We start from the raw sequence: 25326 nt of genomic DNA on the forward strand, positions 1-25326 counted from the left end.
GAGAACAATGCATGGGATTGAAACGAAAGATGGCCTTGGCCTTCATCGTCTTGATGAGCACCTCGATGGCCTTCAGCCTGTACTTCTTCTACAAGGAGGTCGGTTCGCGGATTTTGAACGAAAATCTGGAACGAATGCGGTACTTTACGCGCCTCCTGGAGCACGAATACGAGGAAAACGGCCTGGAAGGATTGAGGGAGAAGGTCCGGGAACTGGGGGACTGGCAGGGGCGGGTAACCCTGGTGGGTGATGCGGGTCGGGTTCTCTACGATTCATCGAGGCAGCCCTTCGAAAATCACGCCCAGAGGCCGGAGATCGTCGAGGCCGGAAAAAGCGGAGAGGGAGTTTCCCTGCGCTACAGCTCCACGGTGGGCGCACGAATGCACTACTACGCCCTTGCATTGAAAACAAAGGGGGCTGCGGAAGTCCTTCGCCTTGCCTGGCCCTTGCCTGCCCTGACTCAAATCGGAAGGGGGCTGACCTGGCGATTTTTTGAAAACATTGCCTGGACCTCGCTGCTGCTTCTCCTCTTCATCATCTGGTTCTCCCGTCGCATCTTTCTTCCTCTGGATCGGATTGTCGAGGCATCCTCAGCCATCAGGGAGGCCAAAGACCTTCATTTTCCCCTGTTCGGGGAGCCCGAGCTGCAAAAGCTCTCCATGGCCCTGAACGATATGGCCGAGCGTCTCAAAAATGCGACCGAGGCCCTTCAAATCAGCCGGGCGGAGCTGCGCCACATTCTGGAGGCGCTGCCCGTAGGTGTCTTGCTGACGGGGGCCCATCGCGAGTTGCGCTGCGTCAATCCGGCAGCCCTGGAACTCCTTGGAGCCGATGAGGCGAAAGCAGGACAAGCCATAGAGAGGCTGCTTCCCGCAGAGCTGTACGCTCTCCTCGAAAAACGGGACTTCAGGGGAATCGTCGGACTGCCCCACAATAAGAGGATCCGTCTTGCCGTTTGCGCCATTGCCCTGGGAGACGGCTGCCTGATGGTGATGCGCGACGTATCCGCGGAATATCGCCTGGAGACGATGCGGCGCAACTTCACCATCGAAGCGGGACATGAGCTTCAAACCCCCCTGACCGCGATTCGTGCGGCCGCCGAACTCCTTCTGGACGGGATGGAGGATGAGGAGTCGAGGACACTCGCGGAGACCGTCCTTCAGCAGCAGGAGCGGATGACGGATCTGATCGACGATCTCCTGTTGCTGGTGAAACTGGATGATGAAGCGGTCGGACGGGAGGAGCTCTGCGAGGACGATCTTGCGGAGATGCTGAATTTTATCGCGGAAGAGTTCCGAGGACATCCTCTGGCCCGAAAGATGGTGATCGAGACCCATTTGCCACAGGAGGCCCCGTTTTTTTGCTCCCGCCCGGAGCTGCTGCGGGCCCTTTCGAATCTACTGGACAATGCGGTGAGGGCCTGCGCCAAGAAGTATGAGAAGGAAGGGGGGAAAGGGGGAAGAATAAGGTTTTCCCTGTCCGACCTGGAGGAATCATGGATCGTTGCGGTATCGGACAACGGCCCCGGCTTTGATCCAGAGGAACTTCTTCGTTTGCGCCAGGAGCTTCTCGATGAACGTTTGCCCTATTACGAGGCGCGTAATGGGCGGAGGGAAAAGTGGGGGCGAAATGGACATGGACTCGGCATCGCCATAGCGGTTCGGGTCGCCCGGGCCCATGGGGGCACCGTCGAATTTGCCGATTGCTCCGCCCTTGGCGGGGCCGAGCTGCGGCTCGTTCTGCCGAAGTTTCACGTGAAACGGTGAGCCCCTGATCCTTGATCGTTGCCTGGAAGTCATTGCAGATATCGAAAAAGAGTCTATTGGGCTTGATCATTGCTGATCTTCAGATGGGCCTTCTTTCGGGAGAGGACGCCAACGACGGGAAGGAGGAGCAAAAAATGGAGACCATCACCCGGGCGGCTATGCGGGAGGCGGATCGCCGGGCGATCCAGGACTTCGGCATACCCGGACTTTTGCTCATGGAGAACGCGGCCGTGGCGGTCGTGAGGGAGATCTGGGGGGCGGAGTCCTTCACGGTGCTCTGTGCTCCGGGAAACAACGGTGGAGACGGCCTCGCCGTGGCCCGGCATCTGCTGATCCTGGGCCGGAGGGTCGAGGTGTTTCTGATCGGGGATCCGGAGGGGGGCAGCGCGGACTTTCGGACGAATCGGGACATCCTGGAGCGGGTGGCGCCCGGCAGAACGAGGGGCTTGGACGAGGGGAACATCGGTGCCCTGGAGCGCTCCGCGGCACGCAGCCAAGTTTGTGTGGACGCCCTGTTCGGAACCGGCTTGACGCGTTCGATCGGGGGCCTCCACCGGCGTGCGGTGGAGGCGGTCAACGCCTCGGCCTCCCATATCGTCGCCGTGGACCTCCCGTCGGGGATCGACGCGGATACGGGCGAGGTCCTGGGCGTCGCCGTACGGGCGAGCCGGACCATCACCTTCCATAAAATGAAACGCGGCCTCTTGCTGGCTCCGCAATATGCGGGCGCCGTGACGGTCGTCCCCATCGGCATCCCCGGACCGGAGATCCCGCCGCCCTCCTGACGCGATTCAAATTTCATCTTCATTGCGGGAGCATGGAGAAAGGTGGGAAACATCGAAAAAGTTGCGGATGATTTGATTCATAATGTAAAATGAATAGGTGTGTTTTCAGGCGAGGACTCCTGATTGCGGTGGGAGTTCTTTTTCGTGTTGTGTGGTCTTGTCTTGAGATTTTTGTGCTTTTGCGACTGAGGGGAGACGGAGAGATGACGATCAAGGGCAGGCTGTTGGGAACGGTTCTGGGGGGCTTTCTGGTGCTTTTTGTCCTGATGGGCGCCGCCTATCTGTGGGGCGGCTCTAAGCTGGACGCCCTGCTGAAGGAGGCGGGAACGGAGAGCGTGGTCCAGTCGGCCGTGGGCATCCGCGAGGTCCTGGAGCAATCGGCCTCGGTCCTCGAGACCTCCGCGGGCTCCCTGCGGCACGCCTATCTGGACCTCGGAGCGGTCTCGCGCGACGCAATGGCCCGTGCCGCCGCCGCCCTCCTTCACGAGGTCAGGGACAGAGGCGTCAAGGATTTGTTCTGGGGGTACGAATCCGACGGCCGCTTTGCCGACGGAAATGGAGATGAAGTTCCGGAGAGTTTCGATGCAAGGGAGCGCCCGTGGTACAAACTGGCCGTCTCGGCCGGGGCGGGGGAGGTCGTCTGCACGGAGCCCTATCGGTTTCATGTGGGGAACGCCCTGGGCGTCACCATGGCCCTTGCCGTCCGGGACGACTCCGGCAGGCTGCTCGGGGTCGTCGGGGCGGACCTGGACCTGGAGGCTCTGGGAGCCCAGGTGGCGGAGCTCAGGCTCCTCGGCCAGGGGGTCGGCGTGCTGGTGCAGAGGGACGGCCTGATCGTCGCCTCCACCAGGAAGACGGACATCATGAAGGCCAATCTCCTGACGGATTCGGACTTTCCCGAGGGGCTCCGTCAGGCGGCCCGGCGCATGACCGCGGGTGAGACCGGCGTCTCCGAATATTTTCTGGACGGGGAAAAGCGTTTGATGTTCCATGCCCCGGCCGGGTACGGCCTCTACTTCGGAACGGCCTTCCCCTACTCGGTCGTCTCCGGGCTTCTCCGGAGCCTGGTCCTGGTCCTGGCGGCCGTCGCGGCCACGCCCCTCCTCCTCGTCGCCCTCTCCTTCTTCTGGATCATCCGCGGGATGACGCGCTCCATACGCAAGCTGACCTCGGGGATGGAGGGGCTGGAGGCGGGGGACCTCTCCACGCGCTTCGACGAATCGGGACGGGACGAGTTCGCCCGGGTCTCCGGAATGCTGAACCGGCTGGCGGCCTCTCTGGGGGAGATGATCGGCTCGATTCGCTCCCAGGTGTCCGAGAGCGCCCGGCAGGCGGAGGGGCTGGAGGGAATCGCGAAGGGCCTGCTGGCCTCCATGGAGGAGGTCGGCGGGCTGATGGGCCGTTCCAACACCCTTCTCGGGGAGAGCGCCTCCGCGCTCGAGTCCGTCAATGCCGCTATCGGGGAGGTCGCCTCGGGGGCTCAGGCCAGCGCCCACGCCGCCACGGAGGGGGCGAGCCAGTCCTCCCTCGTCAGCGACGGCACCACGGAGGGGGTCCGCAACGTGGGGCGGATCGTGGAGGGCATGAGGGCGGTGGAGCGCCGGTCCGGCGAGACGACGGAGCAGATCGAGCACCTGGCGCAGTCCGTCGAGGCCATCTCCGGATTCGTGACCTCCATCACGTCGATCGCGGACCAGACGAACCTTCTGGCGCTCAACGCCGCCATCGAGGCGGCGCGCGCGGGCGAGGCGGGGCGCGGCTTTGCGGTGGTGGCCGAGGAGGTCCGCAAGCTGGCGGAGGAGTCCGGCAACGCCGCAAAGGAGGTCAGCAAGCTGATCGAGACCCTCCAGCAGCGGTCCGGCAGCTCCCTTTCCGCGACCAGGGAGATGGTCCGGCACCTGGAGGAGCTCGTCGCCGGGGCCGAGTCGGTCGACAAGGAGCTCCAGAGCGTCTTGGGGGCGACGAACAGCCTGAACGAGTCGATCCAGAACGTCGCGGCGGTGTCCGAGGAACAGGCCGCCTCGGCGGAGGAGATGACCGCATCCGTCCAGAGCGTGACCACCTCCATCCAGGAGGTCGTCGAGGTGCAGGAGGAACTCGGCCAGGCGGCCGTGAACACGGTGGACGTGGCCAACGATATCGCCCGGCACGCCCAGAGTGTGGCGGAGGCGGCCGAGGGGCTGAAGGGCCTTGCCGACCGATTCCGCACCGGGGAGGACGGGATGCCCGCCCTGAAGGGATGATCTCGGCCTTGAGCCGCCGGGGGGCACTCCCCGCCCCCCGGCGTGGCGGCGCAATGGGGTGAATGGCCCGCCTTTGTCCGCCGAATTCCTGCTATAATTCCTCCGAACAAGCAAGCGTTGGATCCGGTTTCCGGATACCTGCCCCTATTCCGACCCTCGGGCCCTCGGGGATTCGGGCAAGACGACGGAGGAGAAGAGCATCATGAACTTTGCCTTTATGTTCGATATCGCAGCGGGTTGTCTGCTGGCTTTTTTTGTCGTGCGCGGGGCCCTTCGAGGGCTTTCGGGCGAGCTTGTCGCGTTGATCGGGCTTGTCGCCAGCGTCTTTTGCGGCTGGACCTTCGCGCGTCCCGCGGCCGAGCTCGTCGTGGGGTACTTCCCCTCGTGGGACCCCACGATCGTCGCGCTGGTCTGCTCGGTGGCAATCTTCATCGCCGTATCGCTGGTCTTCTCGCTTCTGGGACGTCTCCTGCGGCTCCTCATTCAAGCGGCGAACCTGTCGATGACCGATCACTTCCTCGGCGTGTTCTCCGGCGCCCTGCGCGCCTTTTTCGTGGTCCTGTTCCTTTATGGGGCCGCCACGATCTTCTCCCCCGTCCTCCCCACGGCGTGGCTGGACGAGAGCTACGCCATGAGGGGCGCCGCCGTCGTCTGGCCGCCCCTCGTCGGCTTCATGTCCGACCGCGGATGGATCGATCTCGACCGGCTCGCGCCCGCGGAGCTCGAGGTCTCCCTGAAACGCCGGGGCACCCTCTCGGCCGACGCCGTCGCCGTCATGCCCCCGGCCAGTCCGGACAAGGTCGTCGAGGGAGGAACCGAGCCCAGGCCATGATCGTCGCACCGCCCGTACAGGAGCTCCTGGAGTTTAGAAAGGCCCTCCAACCCTTCAGGGACCGGCTTCGCGGCGCTTTGGGGCTGTGCGCTCTGGACGCCCTGGAGCCCTGCCGGACCTTCGAACAGCTGGAGAAGCGCGCGGCCCTCCTGAGGTCCTGGATCGATTTTGTCGACCGCAGGGGGGAGATCGCCTGGAATGCGGAGGCCGCGCCGGCGACCCCGCTCTTCGAGGGGGCCAAGCGCAGCGGCCTTCTCTCGGGCGAGGAGCTTCTGTCGGTTCGGACGCTGCTTGCCGCGGCTCGGCGCGTTCGGGAGGGGCTGGCCGAGGCCGTGGAGGACTTTCCCCTTCTGGGGGGCCTGCGGGACCGGCTGCGGGACTTTTCCCCCGAGCTCGAGGCCCTGTCCGTGATCGAGGACTCCGGCCGGCTGGCCGACGGCGCGTCGCCCAGGCTTCAGGCCATCCGCGGGGAGCTGGAGGCCCTGAAGCGCTCGGGACGCCGTACGGCCGCGCGCCTGCTGGAGGACCCCCACATCGTGAACATGCTGCAGGAACGCTCCCTGAACTGGCGGGACGGGCGCTTCCTGCTGTTGGTGCGCCAGGAGTACATCAATCGCTTTCCGGGCCTGACCGTGGACCGCTCCGGGTCGGGGAACTCCGTCTACATGGAGCCCCGGATGCTCTCATCCGTCAACAACGGCCTGATGCTCAAGACGCGGGACGAACGCGACGAGGAGCGCCTCATCCTTCTGGAGCTCACCCGCAGGGTCCTGTCGCGGGAACGGGCGATCGCCGACGCGGAGAGGGTCCTGGGCGAGCTGGACCTGTTCTCCGCGTCCGATGTCCTGATGCGCACCCGGGGCTGGGTGATGCCGGAGCTCACGCGAAAACGGGCGTTTCGGCTGGTCGGGGCCCGGCATCCGTTGCTCAAGGACGCCGCCGTCCCGGTGGACGTCCGCTGCGGAGAGTCCTTCGGGACGCTGGTCGTCACGGGCCCAAACACGGGGGGCAAGACGGTCGTGCTCAAGACCGCCGGGGTGTGCCTGACGATGGCCTGGTCGGGGCTTCCCCTGCCCGCGCGGGACGGCACGTCGGTGGGAAACTTCGACGCCCTCTACGCCGATATCGGCGACGAGCAGAGCATCGAACAGAACCTCTCCACCTTCAGCGCGCACCTGAAGAACATTATCGGGGTCCTGGGGGAGGCGACGTCCTCCTCGGTCGTCCTGCTGGACGAGCTGGGCGCGGGGACCGACCCCCAGGAGGGGGCCGCGCTGGGCGTGGCGATCCTCGAGACGCTCCGCCGGAGGCGCAGCCTGGTGCTGGCGACGACGCACCACAATCCCATCAAGCAGTACGCCCTGACGACCCCCGGCGTGGAGACGGCCAGCATGGAGTTCGACGCCGAACGCCTCTCCCCGACCTACCGGCTCCTCATGGGGGTACCGGGAAAGAGCAACGCGCTGATGATCGCACGCCGCTACGGGATGCCGGAGGCGGTTCTGGAGCTGGCTCAGGGGAGTTTGGACGCGCGAACGGCCTCGGCGGAGGACCTGATGGGCGAGCTCAACGAACGTCGATCGGCGCTGGAGCGGGCGGAGCGGGAGTTCGGGGAGACCGTACGGGAGACGGAGCGCCTGAAGCAGCTCTATCGGGACCGCGTGGCGGAGATCGATTTTCAGAGGGACAGGATTATGGAGGCGGCGGACCGTCGTGCCGCGAACCTGCTGAGCCGGGCGGAGGAGACGTCGCGCGGCATGATCCGGGATCTGGAGGAGACGATGAAGACGGCGGCCCATCGGGGTTTGAACGACAGGCGTCAGGAGATCCACAGGCTCCGCAAGGGGATGGAGCGGCGTCAGGCCAAACGGGTGGAGCGGGAGATCGAGGCCCGGCCCAAGTCCTTTGTGGTCGAGCCCGGGGCCACGGTTCAGGTGGCCGGCAGCGGGGTCGTCGGGCTGGTCGAGTCCGTCAGAAACGGCAAGGCCCGGCTGACGGCGGGCCCCATGCGTCTCGAGGTCCCGGTCGACCGGCTCGTCGCCACGGATCGGAAGGCGAAGGTGGCGCTGCCGCCGGCGGACACCACGACCGCCATGCGGCGCGAGACCGTGCCCTCCTCCCTGATGCTGCGGGGCATGAACGTCGACGAGGCCCTGCCGCTGCTGTCGAACTATCTGGACCGGGCCTACCGAGGCAATCATGCGAGCGTCACGATCATCCATGGCCGCGGGGAGGGCGTGCTGCGCCGGGAGGTCCACGCGCTCTGCGCGCGGCTCAAGTACGTCAAGGACTATCGCCTGGGCGGTGCGGGCGAAGGCGGGTACGGCGTCACCATCGTCAGTTTCGCCTGAGCCCGTCCGGTCAGGACGGAGGGGGAGCGATTTGACCGAACCGACGACCGAAAAAAAACTGGAGGTGCTGAAGGGCCTGCTGCGGGGTCTGGGCCGTGCGGCCGTGGCCTTTTCCGGGGGGGTGGACAGCGCCCTGCTGGCCGCGGCCGCCCACGACGCGCTGGGCGACGGCTGCGTGGCCGTCACCGTCGACTCCCCTCTGCTTGCCGCGGATGAGCGGGAGGATGCCCTCAGCCTCGCTCGGACGCTGGGTTTGCGGCATTTTCTGATCGAGCTGGACGAGCTCTCGGACCCGGCCTTCGTCGCGAACCCTCCGGACCGCTGTTACGTGTGCAAGCGGATGCGCCTCGCCCGCATGGCGGACTGGGCGCGGGAGCGCGGGATCCCATGGCTTCTGGACGGCTCGAATGCGGACGATGCCCACGACTACCGGCCCGGTGCGAGGGCCCTGGCGGAGGTGGAGGCCGTGCGCAGCCCTCTGCTGGAGGCGGGACTGACCAAGGCCGAGGTCCGCGCGCTCTCCCGGGAGCGGGGCCTTTTCACGTGGAACAAGCCGGCCAAGGCGTGCCTGGCCTCGCGCCTTCCCTACGGGGAGCCCGTCACGCGGTCGGGATTAGCGCGCATCGAGTCCGCGGAACGGTTTTTGGCCGCGATCCTGCCGCGGGGCGCGCAGTTTCGGGTTCGCGCCCACGGGGACCTGGCGCGCATCGAGACGGAGGCGCAGGACGCCCCGTCCCTGCTCGGGGCCGCTCCCAGGGTCCACGAAGCCCTTCGGGGAGCGGGTTTTCGGTTCGTCACCCTGGACCTGAAGGGCTACCGCATGGGCAGCCTCAACGAGGCGCTGCCCGCCTCCGCCGGGGCCCCGACGAAGGGAGGATAGGACGATGCTTCTGCATGTGGATCCCTTTCTGGTCACGGGGCTCCTTTTCCTGCTCAGCCTCATCGCCGGGACGGTCTCGGAACGGACCCGGATCCCCGCGCTGATCCTTTTTCTGGGGATCGGAATGCTGGCGGGGGTGGACGGACCCGGGGGGCTGCCGTTCGACGACGCCTCGTTCACCAATCTGATCGGCACCGTGGCCCTGGCCTTCATCCTTTTCTCGGGCGGCTTCGAGACCCGGTGGCAGGATATCCGCCCCGTCGTCGCACGGGGAATGACCCTGTCCACAGCGGGCGTCTTCATCACGGCCGCCGCCATGGCGGTCCCGGTCTCCTTCATCCCGGGCTTCTCCTTTCAGGACGGTTTCCTGCTGGGGACGATCGTCTCCTCCACCGATGCGGCAGCCGTGTTCTCCATTCTCAGGACCCAGAAACTGGGGCTCAAGGGTTCGCTCAAGCCGCTGCTGGAGTTCGAATCCGGCAGCAACGACCCCATGGCCGTCTTCCTGACGCTCGCCGCGCTGCGCTGGATCGAGAACCCCGGGGCCCCCCTGGGCGACATGGTGGTCGTCTTCCTGACCCAGATGGTGGTCGGGGGGCTCATGGGCTTTCTGATGGGGCGCGTCTCCTGCCTTCTGATCGAACGGATGCGGGTGGAAAACGAGGCCCTCTATCCCGTCTGGGGCATCAGCACCGTGCTCATCACCTTCGGACTGGCCCAGAGCGCCCAGGGCAACGGCTACCTGGCCGTCTACATCTGCGGCATCGTCATGGGCGGGGGGGACTTTCTCTACAAGTACAGCCTGGAGCGCTTCCACGAGGCCTTCGCCTGGCTGATGCAGATCGCGATGTTCCTGGTCCTGGGGCTTCTGGTCAACCCGGGGGAGCTGATGAACGGCTCGATCATCCGCACGGGGCTCCTGGTCTCGGCTCTGCTCATGTTCGTGGCGCGCCCTCTGTCCGTCTTCCTCTGCACCGTTCGGAGCGAGTTTTCCCTCCGGGAGCGCCTTTTCATCAGCTGGACGGGATTGCGCGGGGCGGTGCCGATCATCCTGGCGACCTACCCCCTGACGGCGGGGCATCCTCACGCGCGCTACCTCTTCAACCTGATTTTTTTCGTGGTCCTCACTTCGGTCCTCCTTCAGGGCAAGACCCTGGCGACCGTGGCGCGCTGGCTGAGCCTGGACACCTGGATGCGGATATCCCCCTCCTACCCGCTCTCCTTCGACCGGACGCCCGGCAGCGGAGGGGAGGAGACCCGGGAGATCGACCTCCTGCCCGACTCCTGCGTGGTCGGCCGCACCGTGAGCGAGCTGAACTTCCCCGAGGGAGTGACGATCCTGCTGGTGCATCGCGGCACCCGGTTCCTGATCCCCAAGGGGGGGACCCTCTTGGAGTCCGGGGACGCCCTCCTCATCTTCGGGGAGCGCACCTCTTTGTCGGAGGTCGAGAAGTTGCTGGCGCGCCGCCGGGATCCGGAGGAGGCCACGGATGGAGAGGCCCTGGAGGAGACGGGCTTGTAGTACAATGAAAGCTGTGAGCGCAAGGCATTGGGTCGGTGTTTTTACGGAGGACCGCCGGGGAATGGCGTCGTGACAGGCGTTTTGCGGAAATAGGAGGGTTTGAGGGGCGGCGATGGAGGCTTTCTTGAAGTTTTTGAGGGAACTTTTTACCCTGACCCCGGTGTGGGTGGAGAAGGGGCGCGGGCGCTGGGTGCTGCGGCGCCGTCTGCATCCCATTCTGAGGGCCACCCTGGTCGTGCTGCCGATGGTGCTTGGAATCGCCTGGGGCCTGAACCTTCTTTTGAGCGGCCGCACTCCGGAACCTCCATCCGAGACGGTGGACGAGCCCGTCGCCGTCCTCGCCCCGGATCCCGTTTCGGAGTCTCCGGAGCTTCCGCTCTCCGGGGATACGGCCGTGGCGGGCCCGGTCCCGATGCCCGAGGAGGTCGCCGAACCGGCATTTCCTTCCGAAAACGTCCTTCTGGGTCCCGACCGGCCCGGGGGGGACCGCAGCTATTGGGTGAAGATCAGCAAGGGGAACTACACGCTCTCCCTGTACAGGGGAAGGGATCTGGTCAAGACCTACCGGGTCGCGGTTGGGCGCAACCCCGGGAACAAGCGTCGGGTTGGGGACAACCGCACGCCGGTGGGGCAGTTCCGCGTCCGGTCCATCGAGAACTCCCAGAGCTGGAGGCACGACTTCGGAGACGGAAACGGGATGATTGCGGGGGCCTACGGGCCCTGGTTCATCCGCCTCGACACGGGGTGGAAGGGAATCGGCATTCACGGAACGCACGATCCCGACTCGCGCGGAACCATGGCGACCGAGGGCTGCATCCGCATGAGCAACGAGGAGGTTCGGGAGCTCCGGCAGTACGCCTACCGCAACATGAAGGTCGTGATCGAGGAATGACCGGGGACCTCTGGGGCGTCCCTCGTCTTCCCGACGGCCTCCGCCTGATCGACCTTCCCCAGTCCCTGCCCGGCTTCCGGAAGTTCATCTCCGCATGGTTCTTCAGGGATTCCGCCGGTCGCCGCATCGTGGTCGACCCCGGTCCCGCCTCCACGGTCCCGCTTCTGGTCCGCGGCCTGGAGGACGTTACGGACGGGGTGGATCTCGTCCTGCTGACCCACATCCACCTGGACCATTCCGGGGGGTTGGGCCAGTTGTGTGCCCGCTATCCCGAGGCCCGGGTGCTGGCGCACCCCAAGGCCTTCAGGCACCTGACGGACCCCTCGAAACTCTGGTCGGCCTCGGTCGCGACCCTGGGGGACGTGGCGCACGCCTATGGGGCGCCCCTGCCGGTCGAGGCGTCCGTCCTGACCGCGGAGGACGGGAGGGGGCTCGTCGAGGTCCTTCCCACCCCCGGGCACGCCCCGCACCATCTGGCCTTTCGGGTCTCGTGCGGGGGCCGGCGCCTGTTCTTCGTCGGAGAGGCCGCGGGCCTGACCCTGCCGGCGGAGGGGGACGCCCCCTGGCTGCGTCCCACCACGCCGCCACGCTTCGACGCGGACTCGGCTTTGGACTCCCTCGATCGCCTGCTGAAGACGATAGACGGGGACGAACTGCTCTGCTACGCCCACTGGGGCGCCTGCGGCGATCCTCGGAGGCGGGTGGAGCTCGCCAGGGGGCAGATCTCCGAATGGCTGGGGCACATCGGCGCCATGCGGGACCAATCCGTCTCGGTTATTGCCGCGTCCCTCATGGCGCGCGACCCGTTGCTTCGCGCAGCCCTGCCGGGGGATCTCATGGAGCGTGAGCGCCTGTTCGTCGAGAACAGCGTGCGGGGTTTTCTGGGCTGGCTGGCGGAGTGATTGGTTTCGTCGTCGGCAGGACGAATCGCTTGGAGGTTTCACCAGGCGGCTTTTGCGGGCCGCAGCGGTTGAGCGGACAACCGGAGAACGAGGCGAACTGTGCTGGTCGCTCAGGGCCGGGCATCTGCTTGAACGAGTCGGAATGGAACGAGGGGGGCGAGCGCCGCTTTGGCGATTACGGTCTGGAGGTGAGGGAAATTTTTTCCCGAAGAGACTTTTTGTGCGCGATATTGGCGTTTTTTCTTGTCCTGGCCCCATTGGGCCGGTGGGCGGGGGCGGAGATCGTCCCGGCCGATCCGGGGCGCTGGAGTGTCTCGGTGGGCAGTCTGGACGTGATGGGGGCCTCCGAAGTCCGGGTTACGGCTATGTTTGGGGATGAGCGTCCCCGATCTTTGGACCTGGCCCTCTCGGGGTTCGTCAGGGGGACGACGGAGGTCCGGCTCCTGCCCGGCCGCCCCGTCGGCCTGGAGCTGACCGGGAAGGTCCTGGCCGATGACCTTCCCGAGGCGGCGGTCCTGGCCGTGCACGGCACCTTCGAGGGGCTCGGAGAGGCTGCGGCGGACTTGCCGGAGGGCGGGCTCAGACTCTCGGACATGCACGGCTACGCACCTCCCGCCGGGCCGAAGCCGGAGCCGGAGTTTCTCGCGGCGGGCTCCGCGGAATCCGCTCAGGGCGGAGGCGGCTGCAGTGCCGGCTGGGCGTGGGCAGGGCTGCTCCCGGTCCTGTCGCTGATCCTCCGAAGGCGCGCCTGACGAGCACGGGAGGGCGGAGGCCGCCCGCCCGTGTCCGGGCCGGCGGCTCTATCCCCCGGCCCGGCACCCGTTCCGTGCCAGTTCTCCGATCACGAAATCCCGTCCGCTCTTGACCTCGTCCGCCATGTAGGCGACGTCCTGCTCCGATGCCCGCTCCATCGCGTAGTTCCTGACGCAGTTCTTGATGTAGGAGCGTCTCAGGGCGTCCATGTCGTGGTGCCGCGTCCGGATCAGTCCGGGGTCGCGGGGCAGGACGATGTTCGTCCCGGGCCGCTCGTCCTCCGGGTCGCCGAAGAGGATGGCGATGCCGTTCTCCCGGGCGAAGGTGAGCTGGGCCGAGGGGTGTTTTCCGGCTCCCGTGTACTCCGTCTCCTGGACCACGACGACCTGGTCCCGGTCCATCTCCCGGGCCAGCGCGAACGCGGCGGTCAGCGACGTGTTGCCGGCGGGGCCCCTTTCATATCCCTCGATTGACGAAAGGGCCTCCGTGATGTAGAAGGTCTCGCCCTGCCGGACGGTCACGAGGTCGTCCATATAGCGCAGGGTCCGGGCCGCGTTTCTGGGGCAGTCCGAGCGGTCCGGCCAGGTGGCGAAGGGGATGCTGAAGCCCGTGTGCCCCGTCGTGAAGGACTTTCTGTTGAAGTCCCTGTCGGAGGCCATGTGCAGGCCGCTGAGGTCGATGCAGGCCCCGACGATGCGGCTCTTTGCCCCCGCCTTGAGGACCCCCCGCGCCGTGCCCGTGAGGTTGCCGCCCCCCGCCGTGGTGCAGACCACCGCGTCGGGGTCCCGACCGGTCAGGGCGCGGCACTGCTCGACCAGCTCGTAGCCCAGGGTCTCGACCCCCGCGATGCCGAAGGGGGTGTAGAGCGAGGCGTTGAAGTACCCGGTCTCCTCCAGGAGGCGCAGGAAGGTCGTGAAGAGCTCCGGTCCCACCGTGAGCTGCACGACCTCGGCCCCGTAGGCCTCGCAGACGCGCTGCTTCTCCAGGATCTCCGGCTGGCCGACCTTTCGGCTGTCGTAGCATTCCTGGACGACGATGCAGTTGAGCCTGCGCATGGCGGCCTGGGAGGCCACCGCCGCGCCGTAGTTGCCGCTGGTCGCCGCAATGACGCCCTTGTACCCCAGGTTCTTCGCTTGATGGACGGCGATCGACGCCCGCCGGGCCTTGAAGCTCCCGGAGGCGTTGCAGGCCTCGTCCTTCACGAAGATGCGCGCGCCCTTGCCGGGGGGCGCATATTTTCGGGCGAGCCGGGTGAGGTTCCGGAGCTCCAGAAGCGGCGTGTTGCCGACCCCGGTCTCGGACTGGATGCGGCGCATCTCCTCCATGGAGTAGCCGACCTCGCGCATCAGCCGTTCGTAATCGAAACCGATGCCCTCGAGCTCGAAGGCGCCGTAATCGATCCGGAGCGCCGCCTGCATGATCTCGTTCCTGCGCGCGTTGAGCCCCTCGTAGGACAGGTCACGATCCCTCGTCGTCATGATCGTTCCTCCCCGGCCAGCAGTTCGCGGAGCTGCATCTGCACCCGGAGGAGCTCGGGAACGAAACTGCCGTAGGAGTGCACGTAGCCGGGATTGACGGCACAGAGGGTGCCCCTTTCCCTGCGTCCCGTCACGGTGAGGACCTCCGCCTCGGCGCCCATTTCCGCGTCCTCCCGGATGAACCCCTTGACCCACATGAGCAGGTCGCACGCGCGCGTGTCCTCGGGCACCTGAGATGCCCTCTGTCCTGCCGGAAGGACGACGCTGCAGATCTGAACCCAATCGCCTTTCTTCGCTCCAGGCATTGACTTCGCCTCCCTGTGGATGATGATTGAAGCCGTGAGTTCATTATAAAGTAAAGGCGGGCACGCGAGATCGGTGCGCTGACGGTGCGTTCAAAAAGGCAAAAGCCCCCGGCTCACCCGGGAACTCAGGCAGTCGAAAATGGCAAAATCGGGCTGGCGGCTCTCCTGGCCAAAACGGCACGGAACATGAGATTTTTTGCTTTTGGACTCTTGACAATCGGGCTCTTCATCGCAGACTGGACAATTTAGCAGGTAAATAAACCGTTTACAAAAGTGACACTTTCTCATAGAATGCATGAATAAAACACATGTGTAATCTACATTTAGGAGGGGTGTAATATGCCAGATAAAAATCGATCTTACCTGACAAGTCACCCTTGGATTCGTTTTGGGTTGGATCTGAAGAATGCCCCTTTTACGCTTTGGTTGCTCTTGGGGGCTGCCGAGTCCAAGTGCAAGCACTTGGCTGGAATTCCTTTGCGTCCTGAAAAGCAAGAAGAATTGAATCGTGTTTCTCTGGAAAAAGGCGTGCATGCTACCACAGCAATCGAGGGCAATACTCTTTCCGAAGACGATGTGGCAGAAATATCGAAGGGGACGCATACAGGGATTCCGAAGTCGCAAGATTATCAGCGACAAGAAGTGCAGAACATGTTGGATGCCTATAATGCCGTTCTTTATGCCATCAAAGGAGGAAGGGGGTGTGGCGTAAATTTTGAAGCCTTCCAGGAGGACAATGCCGTCATACTGAAAGGACAAAACCTGAAGGATGGTGTTGTCGCTGGGGAGGTGCGTGCACATGCCGTTGTTGTGAATCGTTATCGAGGAGCCCCGGCAGAGGATTGCGAATATCTGGTGAGGAAGCTTTTCCAGTGGCTGGATGAAGATTGGGGGCTGAAAGAGGAACACCCATTGGTAGAGGGAATTTTGAAAGCGATTATGGCCCATCTCTATGTCGCTTGGATTCATCCTTTCGGGGATGGAAATGGACGTGGTGCTCGATTGCTTGAGTTCAGGCTACTCATGAACGCCGGGATTCCTTTGAATGCGGCCCATCTCTTGACGTCTTACTACAACAAGACTCGTTCTCTCTATTATGATACTCTCGAAGCGACGTCGAGAACGGCACAAAGCAAAGAAGGGGATCCAATAGCTTTTGTGCTGTATGCACTTCAGGGGTTTGTTGACGCTTTGGACGAGCAGATAAGGAGCATCCTGCAAGAGCAGCTCAACGTGACGTGGGAGAACTACGTCCATAAAACGGTTTTTGGAGGAAAATTGACGCCGGCCTTGAGACGGCGACGAGATCTTCTCTTGGAAATATCCGCATTCAAGGAACCCGTTTTGTACAATGAGCTCAAACGCAGATTGAGTGACGGATTGCTGAAACTTTATCAGGATAAGACGCCTAGAGCATTGATGCGTGACCTGAATGACCTGGAGAAACGTCAACTCATCCGAAAGGTGCCAGGGTATATTGCCGCTAAAGACCGAATGAGGGCCTTCCTGCCGCTCTGTAACGACCCTCGATAAAGGTGCCTATGAAGCGGCCGTTTTTCCGTTTTCGACATGTTATACGGGTTCACTCTGGCCTGATTATGAACTCCTATGATTATTCCTATGATTATCATAAGGACTCAAAAAAGCAAAAGCCCCTGATTCCTCAGGGGCTTTGTGCATCTATGGCGTTCTAGTGATAATTTCAACTGGCTCCACGACCAGGACTCGAACCTGGAACCTAGTGGTTAACAGCCACCCGCTCTGCCGATTGAGCTATCGTGGAATATTCGACGGGGGATACTATACACTCGCCGTCCCGAAATGTCAATACGTCCGGAGCCGCCCGACCGGGTGGACCCTCCAGATCAGCCTGTCGCAGTGCCAGGGGCTGCCCCCGGCCGCGATGTGCGTCTCGGCCTCCTCCGCCCCTCCCGATTGGGTCGGGACGACCAGGTGCGTCACGCCCAGGGGCGCGAAGAGCTCCGTCAGGGCGGGCAGGCCGGGCCCCTGAAGGAAACAGCCCTTCTTTCGGCCGAGCGTGTCGGTGATGGAGAGCAGCCAGCGGTCCCTCAGGGCCTCCGGCGTCAGCCAGACCCACTCGGCCTCCTCCGCCCCGCGTGGAAAATCCTCCTGAGGAAAGCAATCCGGCCCCCTGCCCCGGTCGTCGAAGACGGCCACGCGCCAGCCCCAGTCGCGCATGAAGGGGAGCAGGTCCCGGTCGTAACCCAGGACGGCGACGCGGTCGCCCCGGGCACAGGTCATGGCGAGGTCCAGGGAAAAACCGCCGCCGGTGAAGGGAAAGAGGGCCGCACAGGCCGCCGTCGCCGCGGCGAACTCCTGAGGGAACGGGGAGACGAGGAGCCCTGCCAGACGCGCCAGCCCGGCCCCGACGATCTCGCCCGTGTGGGCCGGACGGGCGGTATGGGCCTCCTTCATGGAGTCGGGGACGAATCCGATGCCCCACCGTCCGTCCTCGGCCAGGACGCAACTGGCGTGCCACCCCAGGACCAGGCGCGTCACGGCCGAATCTCGGGCCTTCGTCACCGCGGCCGCCACCCCCTCGAAAAAGCCCAATGCACTCCCTCCCCTCTGGCGATCCCGATGTTCTCGCTATCTTATCACCCTTTCGTCCCTTTACGCCGATGTGCGCTCCCTCGCGGCGGCACGGTTGATGTTAAAATAAGGACGGAAGCGAAACGAGGAGGCGGGCGGATGGGAGAGATGCGGGAGGACGCGGAAAGGGGAGGCGCGGCGGACGTCGAGGCCCTGGAGCGGCGGTGGCGAGACCCCCTGTTCCGCTACGCGGAGCTGCTCTCGGGCTGCATCTCGGCCCGGCTGACCGGCACGCGCGGGACGGAGGAGCTCTACGCCCTTCACGTGCGGGATTGCCTCGCGTCCGTTCCCCTGTTGCCTCCGTCGGGTGCGGTGGTCGACGTCGGGAGCGGCGGCGGCCTGCCGGGCGTGGTCTGGGCGATCTGCCGTCCGGACCTGAGGGTCGTCCTCCTGGACAGCGTGGCCAAGAAGTGCCGGGCCGTCGGGGAGATCGTGAGGTCCCTGGGGCTTCGGAACGTGGAGCTGCTCTGCGGGCGCAGCGAGGACGCCGCGCTGAAGCGGCGCGAGACGTTTTCCCTCGCGGCGGCCCGGGCCGTTGCACGGGCGGGGGTTGCGGCGGAGTACCTGTCGCCCCTCGTCGCGGTGGGCGGCCGGCTCCTGACCTTCAAGGGCCCTAGGGTCGGGGAGGAGCTCGAGGAGGTCCGCGGACGATGGCGGCGGCTCGGGCTCGGGGAGCCCGTCATTCGCCCCTACGGGCCGGAGGACAGCAGCCTCTGTTTCGTCATCTGGGAGAAGGTCGCCCCCTGCCCGAGGGAGTATCCGCGCCGTGCGGGGACGGCCTCCATGAAAGGCTGGTGGCTTTGATGCCGACGATCGTCGTGTCCAATCAGAAGGGTGGGGTGGGGAAGACCACCACCTGCATCAATTTGGCGGCCGAGCTGGGCAGGCGCAACTACTCGGTCCTGGCCGTGGACATGGATCCTCAGGCCAACTGCACCAGCGGGCTGGGGGTCAACGCCTCGGGCCTGAACAAGAGCCTCTACAACGTTCTCCTGGGCGATATCCCCATACGCGAGGCGATCCTGACCACGGCGTGGAAGGGCGTCTCCCTGCTTCCGTCGTCGCTGGACCTGGCGGGCGCGGAGATCGAGCTGGCGAGCGCCATCAGCCGGGAGTCCAAGCTCAAGCGCCAGTTGGAACGGCTCGAGGGGTTCGACGTCGTGCTCGTGGACTGTCCTCCCTCGCTGGGGATCCTGACCCTCAACGCCCTGACGGCCTGCGACCGGCTGCTGGTCCCGATCCAGTGCGAGTACTACGCGCTGGAGGGGGTCGGGCAGCTCGTGCGCACGGTGGATCTGGTCCGAGACACGCTGAACCCGTCGCTTGCGGTCTCCGGGATCCTGCTCACCCTCTACGATTCCCGCACGCGGCTGGCCAATGAGGTGGTGGAGGAGGTGCGGCGCCAGTTCGGGGCGGTCGTGTTCGACACCGTGGTGCCGCGGAACGTCAAGCTCTCGGAGGCCCCGAGCTACGGCGCTCCCATCGCCTATTACGAGGAGAACAGCACGGGGGCTCAGGCCTACGAGTCCCTGGCCAGGGAGGTGATCCGGCGGTGGCTGAGCGAAAAGCCCTAGGGAAGGGGCTCTCCGCGTTGCTGGGGGTGACGGAGGGGAGCGCCCCCCTGGAGAAGATTTACAGCATCGGGGTTGGCGAGATCCGACCGGACCCGGACCAGCCCAGACGGGAGATGGACAGGGAGGGCCTGGACTCGCTGGCGGCGTCCATCCGGGCGCATGGCGTGTTGCAGCCCCTTCTGCTCCGCGCGGAGGCCGGGGGCGGCTATCGGATCGTCGCGGGGGAGCGCCGATGGCGGGCAGCCGCCCTCGCGGGGCTGACGGATGTTCCCGCGAGGGTCCTGAACGCCTCCGAGGAGGCCCTCAGGGAGATCTCCCTGATCGAGAACGTCCAGAGAAAGGACCTGACCCCCATCGAGATCGCCTCGGCGCTCCAGGCGCTGATCCGCAAGAACGGGCTGACCCAGGAGGACTGCGCCGCCCACCTGGGGTGGAGCCGCGCTCTGGTCGCGAACCGCCTGCGCCTCTTGAACCTGCCCGATGAGCTGAGGGGGATGCTGGCCGACGGAAGCCTGAGCGAGGGGCACGCCCGTGCCCTTCTGGGGCTCGACTCCGAGGAGGCGATGACCGAGCTGGCCCGGCGCGCCGCCGGCGGGGGGATGACCGTGCGCCAGCTCGAGGCCGCGGTCCGGGACGTGCAGTCCGGCGCCGTCGACCCGGAGCTCAAGGCGGTTCCCAGGGGAAGATTTCGCGCGGTTCGGCTCCCCCGGCCCCTCCGGGCCTACAAAAAAATGGGGGTGAAGATCCGCGTCGGCCGCAGGGACGGCGCCGCCCGCATCGTTCTGGAGGAGCTCCGCGACGTCGACGACGAACGGCTGCTTCAGGCCCTCGAGGAGTGCCTGAAACGCCTTTACCCGGATTCCGAGGAGGGGACGGAGTGATGGGGGGCCCCCGAAGGCCGCGCCTCCGGGAAAATCTGAGGGACGTCGCCCTGTTCGGCCGTGTGATCTCGGGAGGACTGGTCGTCGCCGGATACGCCTTTGCGGGGGTTTACCTCGCACGGTGGCTGGAGGGAAAGGGATACCCCAACTGGCTGGTCTCCCTCACTCCCCCTGGGGCCGTGCTCTTTGGCCTGTGGCAGGGCTGGCTCTTCCTCACCCGGCTGACGCGGCGGGAGCGGGACGAAAGGGAGGGCGGGGGCGGGCATGAGAACTGAAGGGGGCGCGAGTCCGGCGCTCACTTTCGCAGCTTGTCCCCCAGGGAGCGGAGAATGTCGTTGCGGCCGGAAGGCGTGTTCGGACGGGCGGGGGCGTGGTTGTATACGGGCGATCCCCAGAAGCGGCGCGCCGTCAGCGAGATGCGGTCGGCCCAGTTGATGCCCATGAGATCCAGGAGCACGGTGAGCCCCAGAAAGAGCCACATCGCCACGGCCAGGACGCCGATGACCTTGAAGCTGGAGAGCAGGAGCCTGTCCGTCATCCTCTCCATCCTGCGGAGCTCCGTATTCTGCCGCGCCTGTTCCGGGCCGTCTTCGGGGGCCTCGCTCTTCCGGGCGCGGAGGACGGACCAGAGGGCCGCGCCGCTGCGGGCCCATTGAGCGAGCCCGATCAGAAAGATCGCCAGGCTCAAGACGAGCAAAAGAATGACCATGTCGTTCCCCTTTCCCGGACTGTCCTGTTCGATCGACTCCGCCCGATCATTATAGTACAAGAGGAGCCGTTCGAGCCCCCGTGGAGCAGCGCGGAGGCGGCCGGCGATGCTGAAACGCCCCGCATCCGCAGACAAAACCTTGAACGGGAGGGCAAAGGCAGGTTTCATGAATTTTTTCGCCCGTCGGGTGCGGAACTCAGGTTGGCCTGGCCCGTTCAATGACGCACTCCGTGCGTGGTGAGAATATCGCAGCCTGCGGATTTGGGCCTTCTATTGTCTCCTGGGAAACTTTGTTATAAAATTAAGGCTCCGGAAAAGGGGTGGGGATATGAGTGATTGCATTTTTTGTAAAATTGCGAACGGAGAGATTCCCGTGGAGTTCGTCTACAGGGACGACGACGTCTTCGTGATACGCGACATCAATCCTCAGGGTCCCACGCATTTTCTGGTGATCCCGACGCAGCACATCGCTTCTTCCGCAGAGGTGACGGATCCCTCCGTTTGGAGCAAGGTGGTCGGTCGGGCCGTCGAAGTGGCTCGCCAGATGGCTCTCGACAAGGACGGCTATCGTATGGTCGTCAATACGGGGGATCAGGGCGGTCAGACGGTGCCTCACCTTCACCTTCATCTGCTGTCGGGGCGTCATTTCGGTTGGCCTCCGGGCTAGCTGAAAAAGCGGAAGGGAGGGATCACAGATGACGACGGTCACCCGTAAGGACGGAGAAAGCTTGGAGGATGCTCTGCGGCGTTTCAAGCGCGAGGTCGCCAAGGTGGGCACGTTGCGCGAGGCGCGGAAGAGGGAGCACTACGAGAAACCCAGCGACGCCAAAAAACTGAAGAGAGCTGAGGCGGCTCGTAAGCGCAGGAGCAGTCGAGGCAGAGGCTAGTTTGTCCAAGGGGGCTTCGGGCCCCCTTTTGTTGTCCTCGCGGACCCATTGGAGGGTTCGTGTCTGAGGGAGGGCGGGTTTTGAGCATGAATTTGACGGAGCGGATCGCGGCGGATCTGGTGGCGGCCATGAAGGAGAGGGCGGAGCGGCGCCTCTCGGTCCTTCGGATGCTCAAGGCCGAGTTCCAGAGGGCTCAGGCCGACAAGGGGCGGGGGGCGGAGCTGACCGATGATGAGGCCCAGGCCTTGGTGCGGCGTCTGGTCAAGCAGCGCAGGGAGGCCGCGGAGCAGTTCCGGGCCGCTGGGGCGGGGGAGCGCGCGGAGGAGGAGCTTGCGGAGGCGGCCATCCTCGAGGCGTATCTGCCGGCCCAGCTCGGAGACGCGGAGCTCGACGCCCTGATCGCCGAGGCGGCGAAGGAGGCCGGGGCCGCTTCGGTCCGAGACATGGGCAGGCTGATGCGCGTGCTGATGCCCCGCGTGGCCGGGCGTGCTGACGGAAAGAGGGTCAAGGAGCGGGCCGAGGCCTTTCTCGGCTGAGCCCTCGTTTTTTTGAGCTTGTAAAGAGTGCGGCGCGGTCCGCGCTCTTTTTTTTATGTTCTTTGTATCCGTTATGGTAAGCTATTGAAATAGCGCAAAGTTTCTAGGAAAGAGCTTGCGCCGAGGAAGGGAGGGCGTTGTTCGGGTGTACGACAGGATCGAGTCGGCGGCGCGCCGATACGCGGAAAAGGTGGTGGAATGGCGCCGGACCATCCATCGGGCCCCGGAGCTGAGCCAGCACGAGGAGCGGACCGCGGCCCTGGTGGCCGAGGTCCTGTCCGGCCTGGGGCTCGAGGTGCGGCCCCGGGTGGGGGGACACGGCGTCGTCGGGTTGCTGAGGGGCGGCAGAGGAGGGGGCCGGACCGTGGCCCTGAGGGCGGACATGGACGCCCTGCCGATGCGGGAGGAGACGGGGCTGCCCTACGCGTCGCAGGTGGACGGCGTGATGCACGCCTGCGGGCACGACACGCACACGGCGATGCTTTTGGGCGCGGCCTGCGTCCTCTCCGAGCTGAAGGACGAGCTTGGGGGGAACGTCAAGTTCATCTTTCAGCCCGCGGAGGAGCTCAACCCCACGGGGGGCGCCCCGGGCATGATCGCGGACGGAGTCCTGGAGAACCCCCGTGTCGACGCGCTCTTCGCCCTGCACGTATGGCCGGGCTACGAGACGGGGCGGATCGCGGTCAAGTCCGGGCCTCAGATGGGGGCCTCCGACCGCATCTACCTGACCGTCGAGGGGCGCACGGCGCACGGCTCGGCGCCCCACCAGGGGGTCGACGCCATCATGATCGCCGCCCAGGTCGTCTCGGGGCTGCAGAGCATCGTCTCCCGCACCGTCGCCCCTCTGGATGCGGCGGTGGTGACGATCGGGACCATTCGGGGCGGATACCGCTACAACGTGATCGCCGACCGCGTGGAGCTGGAGGGGACGGTCCGGACCCTGGACCCCGGAACCCAGGACGCGCTGCCCGGCCTCATCGAACGCACCGCGTCGGGAATCGCCCGGGCGCTCGGGGGGGACTGCACGGTTCGGTACGTCAAGGGGTACCCTCCCACGGTCAACGATCCCGAGCTCTTCCGCCTAGCCGCCGCTTCCATCCGGGGCTCGCTGGGCGAGGCGTGCCTGGTGGAGCTGGAGAAGCCCGACCTGGGCGGAGAGGATTTCTCCTTCTTCGCCCGGGAACGCCCCGGCCTGATGGCCTGGCTGGGCTGCCGACCCGTCGGGATGCCGCGCGAGGAGATGGCGGTCCTGCACAACACGCGTTTTGCCCCCGACGAGGGATGCTTCCCCTACGGCGTCCGGTTCCTGGCCTCCTGCGCCGCGGACTTCCTGAGGGGCTGAGGCCGGCCAGGCGGCCCGGGTCCGGAACAAAATACCCCGACGGGAGGTGGCGTCTTCCCCTGCACGGCATAGCTGCGCGGCCGGGAGCCTTTCGGCGTCGTGCCGGCTCCCCGGCCTTCCTTTCCATCTTCGAAAGCGTTCGAGAACGGAGGTACGAACATGAGTGAGTCCGTAACGAAAGCGGTACCCAAGCGCAGCGGGTTCGAGAAGTTCATCCGCGGCGTCGAGATCGTCGGCAACAAGTTCCCGCACCCCTTCTGGCTTTTCGTCCTGCTGTCGCTACTGGTGATGGGGCTCTCGGCTTGGTTCGCCCAGAAGGGGACGTCCGTGACCTACCTGGTGGCCAAGGCGGGCGAGGCCCCCAAGGAGACCACCGTCGCGGTCGTGAACCTCCTGTCCTACGAGTCCATGCGGCAGTTTCTCGCGGACTTCGTCAAGACCTACATGAACTTCGCGCCGCTGGGCCTGATCCTGACGATGATGCTGGGCATCGGGCTCGTGGAGCAGACGGGAATGATCTCCGCACTGATGCGCAAGACCATTCTGGGCGCGCCCCGCGCCCTGGTGACGGCGGTTATCGCGCTCGTGGGCATCAACGCGAACCTGGCCTCGGACGCGGGCATCATCTTCACGCCCGTCATCGCGGCGGCCGTGTTCAAGGCGCTGGGCCGGAACCCGTGGGTGGGCATCGCCGCGGGCTACGCGGCGGCATCGGGCGGGTTCACCGCCAACCTCATGGTCGCGGGGACCGACGCGCTGCTCGCGGGCATCACCAGGTCCGCCATCGAGGGGGTCCCGAACCTCCCGGCGAACGTCCCGGTCCATCCCCTGATCAACTGGTATTTCATGATCGCGGCCACCTTCGTGCTGACCTTCCTCACGGTCTTCGTGACGGAACGGTACACCGTCAGGCTGCTTGGGGACGACGAGGCCGGGCACGACGCGGAGGAGCTGAAGAAGCACGCGGTGACGCCCGCGGAGAACCGCGGACTGTTCTGCGCCCTGCTGGCGCTCGTAGCCTACGTCGCCCTGATCGTCTGGCTGACGTATCCCCAGGGCTCCCTGTTCCGCGCGCCCGACGGGTCCCTGCTTCCCAAGTCGCCCCTGCTCAGCAGCGTCATGCCGCTGCTCTTCTTCCTGTTCTTCTTCGTCGGCGTCGCGTACGGCCTGGGGGCCGGCGTGATCCGCAAGGGGGAGGACATCCCCAAGCTGATGCAGAAGGGGATCGTCGGCAGCACCGGCTTCATGGTGGTGGTCCTGCCCGCCTCCTTCTTCGTGGCCCTCTTCCGGATGAGCCGCTTCGACACCGTCCTGTCGGTGAGCGGCGCGGACTGGCTGAAGAGCATGAACCTGGGCGGCGTGCCGCTCCTGCTGCTGTTCATCCTGCTGGTGACCTTCCTGAACCTGTTCATGATGAGCGGGTCGGCCAAGTGGCTGATCCTGGCCCCGATCTTCGTCCCCATGTTCGCCCAGGTGGGCTTCTCCCCGGCCCTGACCCAGGTGGCCTACCGAATCGGCGACTCCACGACCAACATCATCACTCCGCTCTCCTACTACCTGCCCGTCATCATCGGACTGCTGGAACAGTACAGGAAGGACAGCGACCCGGAGGTCGGGATCGGCACGGTCATCTCGATGGCCATGCCCTACACGATCTTCTACGTGCTGGGGTTCACGGCCCTGCTGGTCGCGTGGTACCTGCTTGGGCTGCCTCTGGGGCCCGGGACTCCGGTCTCCATCTGAGGCGAGGTGTTTTTTTCGGGGCGGACGGACGGGGTATAATTTAAGGGGTCCCGACGGTGAAGTGCGTGTGGGGGCGTTTCAATTCTTGGACCGGAGACGAAAAGGAGTGATCTGGAGAATGCGTAAGGTATCGTTGGTTCTGCTGCTTGTTTTTGCGCTTGCGGGTGCGGCGTTCGCCGCGGACGACGTGATCAGGATCGGCGTCTACAACTGCCTGACCGGCCAGAACGCCTTCGGCGGCCAGCTGGAGCTCGAGGGCACGCAGCTGGCGCACAAGGAGATCCCGGAGGTCCTGGGCAGGAAGGTGGAGCTCGTGGTGGTGGACAACAAGT

The 25326-nt window shown here is 65.3% G+C and carries 24 protein-coding genes, 1 tRNA gene and 1 pseudogene; 21 read left to right on the forward strand and 5 right to left on the reverse strand.

Annotation, left to right across the window (positions count from 1 at the left end; translation table 11 throughout):
* Positions 1-11 precede the first annotated feature (11 nt).
* The 10 genes from EII26_RS10315 to EII26_RS10360 all read left to right on the forward strand — a co-directional run bounded on the left by EII26_RS10315 (position 12) and on the right by EII26_RS10360 (position 12925).
* Positions 12-1766 carry an ATP-binding protein gene (locus EII26_RS10315; RefSeq protein WP_124889079.1) on the forward strand — a complete coding sequence of 585 codons (1755 nt, stop codon included), beginning with the start codon at positions 12-14 and terminating at the stop codon, positions 1764-1766.
* Between the two features lie 83 nt (positions 1767-1849).
* Positions 1850-2551 (forward strand): NAD(P)H-hydrate epimerase, encoded by a 702-nt coding sequence (locus tag EII26_RS10320; RefSeq protein ID WP_158612270.1) that lies wholly within the window; start codon positions 1850-1852, stop codon positions 2549-2551.
* A 203-nt stretch (positions 2552-2754) separates the two neighbouring features.
* Positions 2755-4794 carry a methyl-accepting chemotaxis protein gene (locus tag EII26_RS10325; protein WP_158612271.1) on the forward strand — a complete coding sequence of 680 codons (2040 nt, stop codon included), beginning with the start codon at positions 2755-2757 and terminating at the stop codon, positions 4792-4794.
* Between the two features lie 202 nt (positions 4795-4996).
* The gene (locus EII26_RS10330; protein WP_124889082.1) at positions 4997-5626 is read left to right on the forward strand and encodes a CvpA family protein; all 630 of its coding nucleotides are present in this window, start codon (positions 4997-4999) and stop codon (positions 5624-5626) included.
* Positions 5623-7977, forward strand: coding sequence for an endonuclease MutS2 (locus tag EII26_RS10335; protein ID WP_158612272.1), 2355 nt, complete (start codon positions 5623-5625; stop codon positions 7975-7977). The genes EII26_RS10330 and EII26_RS10335 overlap by 4 nt, the downstream gene beginning before the upstream one ends.
* Positions 7978-8008: 31 nt before the next feature.
* Positions 8009-8857, forward strand: a complete 849-nt coding sequence (gene larE / locus EII26_RS10340; protein ID WP_124889084.1) for an ATP-dependent sacrificial sulfur transferase LarE — start codon at positions 8009-8011, stop codon at positions 8855-8857.
* Positions 8858-8861: 4 nt separating this feature from the next.
* Positions 8862-10379, forward strand: a complete 1518-nt coding sequence (locus tag EII26_RS10345) for a potassium/proton antiporter (RefSeq protein ID WP_124889085.1) — start codon at positions 8862-8864, stop codon at positions 10377-10379.
* A 124-nt stretch (positions 10380-10503) separates the two neighbouring features.
* Positions 10504-11271, forward strand: coding sequence for a L,D-transpeptidase (locus EII26_RS10350; protein WP_158612273.1), 768 nt, complete (start codon positions 10504-10506; stop codon positions 11269-11271).
* Positions 11268-12173 (forward strand): MBL fold metallo-hydrolase, encoded by a 906-nt coding sequence (locus tag EII26_RS10355; protein ID WP_124889087.1) that lies wholly within the window; start codon positions 11268-11270, stop codon positions 12171-12173. The genes EII26_RS10350 and EII26_RS10355 overlap by 4 nt, the downstream gene beginning before the upstream one ends.
* Before the next feature lie 128 nt (positions 12174-12301).
* Positions 12302-12925 carry a hypothetical protein gene (locus EII26_RS10360; protein WP_124889088.1) on the forward strand — a complete coding sequence of 208 codons (624 nt, stop codon included), beginning with the start codon at positions 12302-12304 and terminating at the stop codon, positions 12923-12925.
* 48 nt (positions 12926-12973) lie between these two features.
* Here the strand turns inward: EII26_RS10360 and ortB are convergent, their stop codons facing one another.
* Both ortB and ortA read right to left on the reverse strand, forming a co-directional pair.
* Positions 12974-14404, reverse strand: coding sequence for a 2-amino-4-oxopentanoate thiolase subunit OrtB (ortB, locus tag EII26_RS10365; protein ID WP_124889089.1), 1431 nt, complete (start codon positions 14402-14404; stop codon positions 12974-12976).
* Positions 14401-14709 carry a 2-amino-4-oxopentanoate thiolase subunit OrtA gene (ortA, locus tag EII26_RS10370; protein ID WP_124889090.1) on the reverse strand — a complete coding sequence of 103 codons (309 nt, stop codon included), beginning with the start codon at positions 14707-14709 and terminating at the stop codon, positions 14401-14403. Before ortA ends, ortB begins: the two co-directional genes overlap by 4 nt.
* A gap of 339 nt (positions 14710-15048) precedes the next feature.
* Between ortA and EII26_RS10375 the strand changes: the two genes are divergently transcribed.
* Positions 15049-16242 carry a Fic family protein gene (locus EII26_RS10375; protein ID WP_124889091.1) on the forward strand — a complete coding sequence of 398 codons (1194 nt, stop codon included), beginning with the start codon at positions 15049-15051 and terminating at the stop codon, positions 16240-16242.
* Positions 16243-16416: 174 nt separating this feature from the next.
* Here the strand turns inward: EII26_RS10375 and EII26_RS10380 are convergent.
* A tRNA-Asn gene (locus EII26_RS10380) sits at positions 16417-16492 on the reverse strand.
* A gap of 41 nt (positions 16493-16533) precedes the next feature.
* A complete protein-coding gene (locus EII26_RS10385; protein WP_124889092.1) occupies positions 16534-17283 on the reverse strand; it encodes a Rossmann-like domain-containing protein in 750 nt (249 codons plus the stop codon).
* A 138-nt stretch (positions 17284-17421) separates the two neighbouring features.
* Between EII26_RS10385 and rsmG the strand changes: the two genes are divergently transcribed.
* Genes rsmG through EII26_RS10405 form a run of 4 tightly spaced genes read left to right on the forward strand, consistent with a single transcriptional unit; the run spans position 17422 to position 20052 of the window.
* Positions 17422-18126, forward strand: a complete 705-nt coding sequence (gene rsmG / locus EII26_RS10390; RefSeq protein ID WP_158612274.1) for a 16S rRNA (guanine(527)-N(7))-methyltransferase RsmG — start codon at positions 17422-17424, stop codon at positions 18124-18126.
* Positions 18126-18896, forward strand: coding sequence for a ParA family protein (locus EII26_RS10395; protein WP_274703311.1), 771 nt, complete (start codon positions 18126-18128; stop codon positions 18894-18896). Before rsmG ends, EII26_RS10395 begins: the two co-directional genes overlap by 1 nt.
* Positions 18875-19777, forward strand: a complete 903-nt coding sequence (locus EII26_RS10400) for a ParB/RepB/Spo0J family partition protein (protein ID WP_124889095.1) — start codon at positions 18875-18877, stop codon at positions 19775-19777. Before EII26_RS10395 ends, EII26_RS10400 begins: the two co-directional genes overlap by 22 nt.
* Positions 19777-20052 (forward strand): hypothetical protein, encoded by a 276-nt coding sequence (locus EII26_RS10405; RefSeq protein WP_124889096.1) that lies wholly within the window; start codon positions 19777-19779, stop codon positions 20050-20052. Before EII26_RS10400 ends, EII26_RS10405 begins: the two co-directional genes overlap by 1 nt.
* A gap of 20 nt (positions 20053-20072) precedes the next feature.
* Here the strand turns inward: EII26_RS10405 and EII26_RS10410 are convergent, their stop codons facing one another.
* Positions 20073-20654, reverse strand: coding sequence for a hypothetical protein (locus EII26_RS10410; protein WP_124889097.1), 582 nt, complete (start codon positions 20652-20654; stop codon positions 20073-20075).
* A gap of 160 nt (positions 20655-20814) precedes the next feature.
* Between EII26_RS10410 and EII26_RS10415 the strand changes: the two genes are divergently transcribed.
* The 6 genes and pseudogenes from EII26_RS10415 to EII26_RS10440 all read left to right on the forward strand — a co-directional run.
* Entirely contained in the window at positions 20815-21153 is a 339-nt protein-coding gene (locus tag EII26_RS10415) for a histidine triad nucleotide-binding protein (protein ID WP_124889098.1), read from the forward strand.
* Between the two features lie 28 nt (positions 21154-21181).
* Positions 21182-21373: a 30S ribosomal protein S21 gene (rpsU, locus tag EII26_RS10420; protein WP_124889099.1), complete on the forward strand. Its 192-nt coding sequence runs from the start codon at positions 21182-21184 to the stop codon at positions 21371-21373.
* An 86-nt stretch (positions 21374-21459) separates the two neighbouring features.
* On the forward strand, positions 21460-21909 hold the full coding sequence (locus EII26_RS10425; protein ID WP_124889105.1) for a GatB/YqeY domain-containing protein: 450 nt from the start codon (positions 21460-21462) through the stop codon (positions 21907-21909).
* Between the two features lie 145 nt (positions 21910-22054).
* Complete coding sequence (locus EII26_RS10430) at positions 22055-23251, forward strand: M20 metallopeptidase family protein (RefSeq protein WP_233572705.1); 1197 nt, start codon at positions 22055-22057, stop codon at positions 23249-23251.
* A gap of 159 nt (positions 23252-23410) precedes the next feature.
* Positions 23411-24994, forward strand: coding sequence for an AbgT family transporter (locus EII26_RS10435; RefSeq protein ID WP_124889101.1), 1584 nt, complete (start codon positions 23411-23413; stop codon positions 24992-24994).
* Between the two features lie 118 nt (positions 24995-25112).
* A pseudogene (locus tag EII26_RS10440) lies at positions 25113-25326 on the forward strand (ABC transporter substrate-binding protein); the annotation flags it as partial.

It is taken from the genome of Fretibacterium sp. OH1220_COT-178, assembly GCF_003860125.1.
Taxonomy (GTDB): domain Bacteria; phylum Synergistota; class Synergistia; order Synergistales; family Aminobacteriaceae; genus CAJPSE01.

Bases quoted from the DNA above. Each gene is read 5' to 3' on its own strand.
- EII26_RS10315 (WP_124889079.1), top strand. From the start codon at position 12: ATGGGATTGAAACGAAAGATGGCCTTGGCCTTCATCGTCTTGATGAGC.
- EII26_RS10320 (WP_158612270.1), top strand. From the start codon at position 1,850: ATGGGCCTTCTTTCGGGAGAGGACGCCAACGACGGGAAGGAGGAGCAA.
- EII26_RS10325 (WP_158612271.1), top strand. From the start codon at position 2,755: ATGACGATCAAGGGCAGGCTGTTGGGAACGGTTCTGGGGGGCTTTCTG.
- EII26_RS10330 (WP_124889082.1), top strand. From the start codon at position 4,997: ATGAACTTTGCCTTTATGTTCGATATCGCAGCGGGTTGTCTGCTGGCT.
- EII26_RS10335 (WP_158612272.1), top strand. From the start codon at position 5,623: ATGATCGTCGCACCGCCCGTACAGGAGCTCCTGGAGTTTAGAAAGGCC.
- EII26_RS10345 (WP_124889085.1), top strand. From the start codon at position 8,862: ATGCTTCTGCATGTGGATCCCTTTCTGGTCACGGGGCTCCTTTTCCTG.
- EII26_RS10355 (WP_124889087.1), top strand. From the start codon at position 11,268: ATGACCGGGGACCTCTGGGGCGTCCCTCGTCTTCCCGACGGCCTCCGC.
- ortB (WP_124889089.1), bottom strand. From the start codon at position 14,404: ATGACGACGAGGGATCGTGACCTGTCCTACGAGGGGCTCAACGCGCGC.
- ortA (WP_124889090.1), bottom strand. From the start codon at position 14,709: ATGCCTGGAGCGAAGAAAGGCGATTGGGTTCAGATCTGCAGCGTCGTC.
- EII26_RS10375 (WP_124889091.1), top strand. From the start codon at position 15,049: ATGCCAGATAAAAATCGATCTTACCTGACAAGTCACCCTTGGATTCGT.
- rsmG (WP_158612274.1), top strand. From the start codon at position 17,422: ATGGGAGAGATGCGGGAGGACGCGGAAAGGGGAGGCGCGGCGGACGTC.
- EII26_RS10395 (WP_274703311.1), top strand. From the start codon at position 18,126: ATGCCGACGATCGTCGTGTCCAATCAGAAGGGTGGGGTGGGGAAGACC.
- EII26_RS10405 (WP_124889096.1), top strand. From the start codon at position 19,777: ATGGGGGGCCCCCGAAGGCCGCGCCTCCGGGAAAATCTGAGGGACGTC.
- EII26_RS10410 (WP_124889097.1), bottom strand. From the start codon at position 20,654: ATGAAACCTGCCTTTGCCCTCCCGTTCAAGGTTTTGTCTGCGGATGCG.
- EII26_RS10415 (WP_124889098.1), top strand. From the start codon at position 20,815: ATGAGTGATTGCATTTTTTGTAAAATTGCGAACGGAGAGATTCCCGTG.
- rpsU (WP_124889099.1), top strand. From the start codon at position 21,182: ATGACGACGGTCACCCGTAAGGACGGAGAAAGCTTGGAGGATGCTCTG.
- EII26_RS10425 (WP_124889105.1), top strand. From the start codon at position 21,460: ATGAATTTGACGGAGCGGATCGCGGCGGATCTGGTGGCGGCCATGAAG.
- EII26_RS10435 (WP_124889101.1), top strand. From the start codon at position 23,411: ATGAGTGAGTCCGTAACGAAAGCGGTACCCAAGCGCAGCGGGTTCGAG.